Genomic DNA, 4,989 nt, shown 5'->3' on the forward strand with positions numbered 1-4,989 from the left:
GAGGGACGCCAGACTTTGTTCCGGCGTCCGACTGTCCACCATTCAGAAACCTCAATCGAACCCGGACTCGGGCCCGACGCAAACCATGACCCATAGGAGCCGAAAGAACCAAATAATACCGAGAGTTTCAGTAAGCGCTCATCGCTCGGCGTACGTCGCGATTGTCCTGATTTGTGCAGCCGGTGCCAAACCCGAGCCAAACCGTCCCGCCTCAGTGAAGCGTGGGGGCGTTCCATCCGTCGCCATAAAGAATCTCTATTCCCAAGGCGGGACGGCGCCAGTTCGACCCAGGTCGCCTGCTCGCTGAGATCGTGCACGTCCCGACGAAGGGAGGGCGGGTGCAGCGAGTAGTCCGGCCTTGCGCTTGTCTTTGAATCTAAAGCTCTCACCATTGATATCGCGGAGTTCTGCGACGACGGCTATTTGCGTGAGCGAGTCGCGACCGAAGGACGCACCCGCGCTCGATGACGATCCAACCAAGCGATCGTGCGCCGGTTCGCAGTCAGTCGGCGCCGAAAAGATATGGTTTAGGTCTCTTCTGCGTCAATTGAAGAAGAGAGGTCGCTATCCTCACCATCCCGGACAGACAGCTTCTTGAGCCGACGACCGATTTTCGTCCGGTCTCCATTTTGATACCTGTGAAGGGCAAGCGGGAGGAGGCCGTTCCTGTCTACCAAAGAAAACCGCACTGCGTCGATGCGGGTGTTAAGGCCTGCCGGATCAGCGGAAAGTCGAGAGCGAGCGAAGCGGTTTGCCGGCCGCGAGCATGAACTAGCCGAAATTCGCTCCGCGATAGATGACGCATTGGCCGGTCTTGGTCGGCTGGTGCTGTTCAGTGGAGAGCCGGGTATCGGCAAGACCTGCCTTGCCGATGAGGCGGCGGCACTGGCGGAGTCTCGTGGGATGCGCGTGCAATGGGGGCGATGCTGGGAGGGCGGCGGGGTACCGGCGTATTGGCCATGGATCCAGGTCCTCCGGGGGTTGTTAGACACCTCAGACCGATTGCCGACACGTCCGCCCGAACTGGCCAGACTGCTGCAAGAGTCTGCACCCGAGACGTCTGAGGTAACGACACCATCCTCCAATCCCGAGCAGGCGCGATTTCGACTGTTCGATGCGGTGGCGACGATGCTCAAGGAGTTGTCGCGGTTGCCTCCACTGATGATCGTGCTGGATGACCTGCATGAATCCGATGTGGCCTCGATGCAGTTGCTCAGATTCGTCGCGCGCGAATTGCACGACACGCATCTCCTGCTAGTAGGCGCTTACCGCGATGCCGAGATGCACCGCTCGCCGGCGTTGTCCGCGGTAATCGCAGAAATCCTGCGGGACGGACATCAGTTGCCGATTTCCGGACTGGTCCACACCGAAGTCGCGAAGATGGTTGAGACACTCGCGGGCCAGATTCCGACCGCTACCTTCGTGAGCGACCTGCACCGCGCGACCGCCGGCAATCCGTTGTTTGTCGACGGAATCATTCGTGTGCTGCTCGCGGAGGGCAAACTCAAGGAGCTGGAGCGTCTCGATTTGAGCACGTTGGAGCTGCCTGAAAACCTCCGAAGCGCGATTCGCAGGCGCATCGCGATGCTGACCCGGGAAGCGCATGATGCGCTGGTGGTGGCGGCGGCCATCGGGCAGGAGTTTGAATCGAGTCTCTTGGCCCAAGTCACGCAAGTCACTAATGACCGGCTGCTCGCTTTCATGCGCGAATGGATTGAAGCCGGTCTGGTCACGCGGATCGGGCAGTCGCGCTGCCGGTTTACGCATCCGCTTATTCGCGAGGCACTCTCTACCGAGACTGCTGATTCCGCCGAACTGCATCATCGAATTGCCGAGGCACTGGAACGAATCTACGCGGCCAATCTCGCGCCGCACCTCGCCGAAATAGCGCATCATTATCGGCTGAGCGGAGACACAGAGAAGGCGGTCGATTACTCAGTACGTGCGGGCGAAGCCGCCCTAAAAGTATTTGCCAATCACGAGGCCGCCGCTTTGTGGCGAACCGCGCTGGAGCTGATGGAACAAGGAGGAGCTTCTGCCGAGCAACGGGCAAAACATTTGCATCAACTCGGTCTCCTGATCTGGGGAAACCTGGACGTCGAGGGAAATAGATACTTGGAGAAGGCGCTGGCACTTTTCGAAGAACTGGGGGATTTGCAGAACGCTGCCCAGGTACACATCGCGCTGGGCGAGCATCGGTTGGTCGAGGGGCCGAGCTCAATCAAGGCCACCATGGACGTCGAACGGGCGTTCATGCATTACCGCGAGGCCGAAAAATTGCTCCGTGGAGGCCCAAGCCTGAAACGCTTGATTTTTCTTTATGCTGGCCTGGCTCGTGCGAGTTGGGAAGCCGCGCGAATGAAGGACGCATTTGACGCGTCGCATCGTGCGTTGGAGCTGGCTGAGCAAACCGGCAGCGCGAAGGGATGGTTTCAGGCCGCAGACGCTTACTGCTTTGTCCTCACCAATGTTGGCCGAATCGCTGAGGCGCGAGCTTTACTAGATCGAATTCGCACACGAGCGGAAAACGACGGCAGCGACTATGCTTCCGTCTGGGCTTTGAACACGGAAACATTTCATTACTTTTGGGGAGGCGATCAGTTTGCGGCCTTGAAGTGCTTGCGACGCCTCGCCGGCTGGCGCGGTCTTAGTGACAGCGTGCGTCACAACTTCTACGTGTGGCTGTTTCATTGTCTGGTATTAGCGGGAAATCTAAAAGAGGCACGGACGATAGCCGCGAAGCATGACTTTCCTCGAATGTTCACCCTTAATCTGGCGGTTCGCGAGGGGCTTTGGGAGGAGGCTCAGAGCGGATTTCAGGAAGCCCTCGACGTCGAACGCTATTCGGGCAACTGGGATATGAGCTCCCTGCATTTTATGCTTGGTTCGTTGAATCGAATTCGCGGACTTTCGGACGAAGCCGAGCTCCAACTGGAGCAGGGGATCGATTTGTGCGGGGGAGAGATATTGCACCTGGAACTTTCTTTGCGGACTGAACTGGTCCTCCTCTACGCCGATACGGGGCGGCCGGCTTCCGCGGCGCCGCATCTGGAACGGTCTCGGATGATCGTGGGCGGAGAAGATTGGCGATCGCAGTTCGGGCGGCTGTCCTGGGCCGAAGGGGCAATCGCCGGCGTGACGGGCAATCTCGCAGAGGCGGAGCACCAACTTGCCAAGGCCATCCGCATCTTCCATCGATACCATCGTCCGTTCGAAGAGGCGGAGTCCCGGTTCGACCTAGGGCGCGCGCGAATCGAGTCCGGCGACCCGAAGGGGCATGCTGAATTTGACGCGGCGATACGAATCTATCGCCGCATTGGCGCGGGACAAGCCTGGATCGACCGCGTCGAGGTCGAACGAGGGCGGATGGGAGCTGGTCAGGCCGACGGCTCCAAAGTCAATCAGGCGTCGCCCGAAGCGGAGTTTCGCAGAGAGGGCGAGTACTGGACGATCAGCTATTGCAGTGAAACTTTCAGAGTACAGGACTCCAAGGCGGTCCGGGTCATTGCGCACCTTCTGCGTAATCCGGGGCATCAGTTCCACGCCCGCGAATTGGCGGCGCTCGACAACCCGCCCTCTTCCGCCGATAACTCGCCGCGAGCACTGGATCGCTACGAAGCCGACGAGATTTCCGGCGACCTAGGCGATGCGGGACCCGGCCTTGATGGGCGGGCTCGCGCCGAGTATCGCGAGCATCTGAGCGAGGTGCGCTCCGCAATCGATGAGGCGGAGCGCAACAACGACATCGGACGCGCCGCTAAGCTGCGCGCCGAGGCGGACGCGCTGAGCTCGGAGATTGCCCGCGAGCTAGGGTTGCAGGGCCGCGAACGCAAACAATCTTCGCATTCGGAGCGCGCGCGCCTGGCGATCACCAAAAGCATCCACCGCGGGATCGATAAGATCCGCGAACTCAATCCAGCGCTGGGACGGCACCTCGCCAACTCCATCCGGACCGGGTACCTCTGCTCGTACACGCCGGACCCGGAAAATCAGGTAGTGTGGCGGCTCTGATCGATCTCTTCGCTTTCTAAATGACGCTCAACTGACGGCTCGCCTCAGCCCTCAGACTGAGCTGTTCCTATCTTTTCCAGCCATTTGTGCCGCGCCGGGGCACATTGTGCCCTGATTTGTCTCGCCTCTTCTTACAGAAAAGCTGACTCGCTGGGAGCCGGGAAAGGAAAGATCCATGAAGACACGGCCGCGGATGACCGCCTGGAAAAGCGATGCTTTATCTGCTGGTGGTCAATCTTAGTATCGTTCAGTTCACGAGTGCGCATGCTCAAGTCAAACCGGGTGAGCTAATCACCTACGAGAACGGAGCCAAAATCAAGGACCTCGTCTCGCCCGGAACCTACTACAAGGTCGATCATGGAATGAGCATGAAGATTCCCGCCAATTCATTGCACGCCGATGATGGCGCCCAACAATCGTCGAGATGGAGGAGTCAATCATGAGAACCAGAAGTGTCGTTCACAATCTAACCAAAAAATTGGACCATTCATTCCTAGCTCAGAGATACGTCGGGTCGAACAAATGGGGCGATCGATGAGAGCCCGATGCACAAAGTTCTTTTCAATCGTTCAGGTCGGATAGTGGGACGGTGTGACATTTGATGGAGGACAACTATGAGACGCATCCAGATTCTGATGTTGATTCTTTTCACCTGTTTTGTTTCAGCTGCCTGGTCGCAAGCGCACGCCGAAACAAAAGGGCAATTCACCACAATCGATGTTGCGGGCGCGGCTGCCACCCTAGCCTTCGCCAACAACCCCGGGGGGGCGATCGCAGGGACATACTTGGCTCCGCCCTACTATTCGTTTCAAGGCTTCCTGCGTGCTAAGGACGGCACCATTAGCACGTTCGATGCTCCGGACGCGGGCACGTTCTACCCCGAAGGCACCACTGGCCAAAGCATCAACCCGGCGGGGGCTATCGCGGGGAACTACACAGACGCGGGTAATGTGAATCACGGCTTTCTGCGTGATCCTG

At 58.8% G+C, this 4,989-nt stretch carries 3 protein-coding genes; all 3 read left to right on the plus strand.

The genetic code is table 11. The features are described 5' to 3' along the window. The first annotated feature begins 696 nt into the window (after window positions 1-696). Window positions 697-4,011, plus strand: a complete 3,315-nt coding sequence (locus tag VGI36_07210; protein HEY2484920.1) for an AAA family ATPase — start codon at window positions 697-699, stop codon at window positions 4,009-4,011. 212 nt (window positions 4,012-4,223) lie between these two features. Beyond that, window positions 4,224-4,454 carry a hypothetical protein gene (locus VGI36_07215; GenBank protein HEY2484921.1) on the plus strand — a complete coding sequence of 77 codons (231 nt, stop codon included), beginning with the start codon at window positions 4,224-4,226 and terminating at the stop codon, window positions 4,452-4,454. A 171-nt stretch (window positions 4,455-4,625) separates the two neighbouring features. Further along, on the plus strand, window positions 4,626-4,989 hold a 364-nt coding region (locus tag VGI36_07220), incomplete at its 3' end, for a hypothetical protein (protein ID HEY2484922.1).

The sequence above is a fragment of the Candidatus Binataceae bacterium genome (assembly GCA_036495685.1).
GTDB lineage: Bacteria > Desulfobacterota > Binatia > Binatales > Binataceae > JAFAHS01.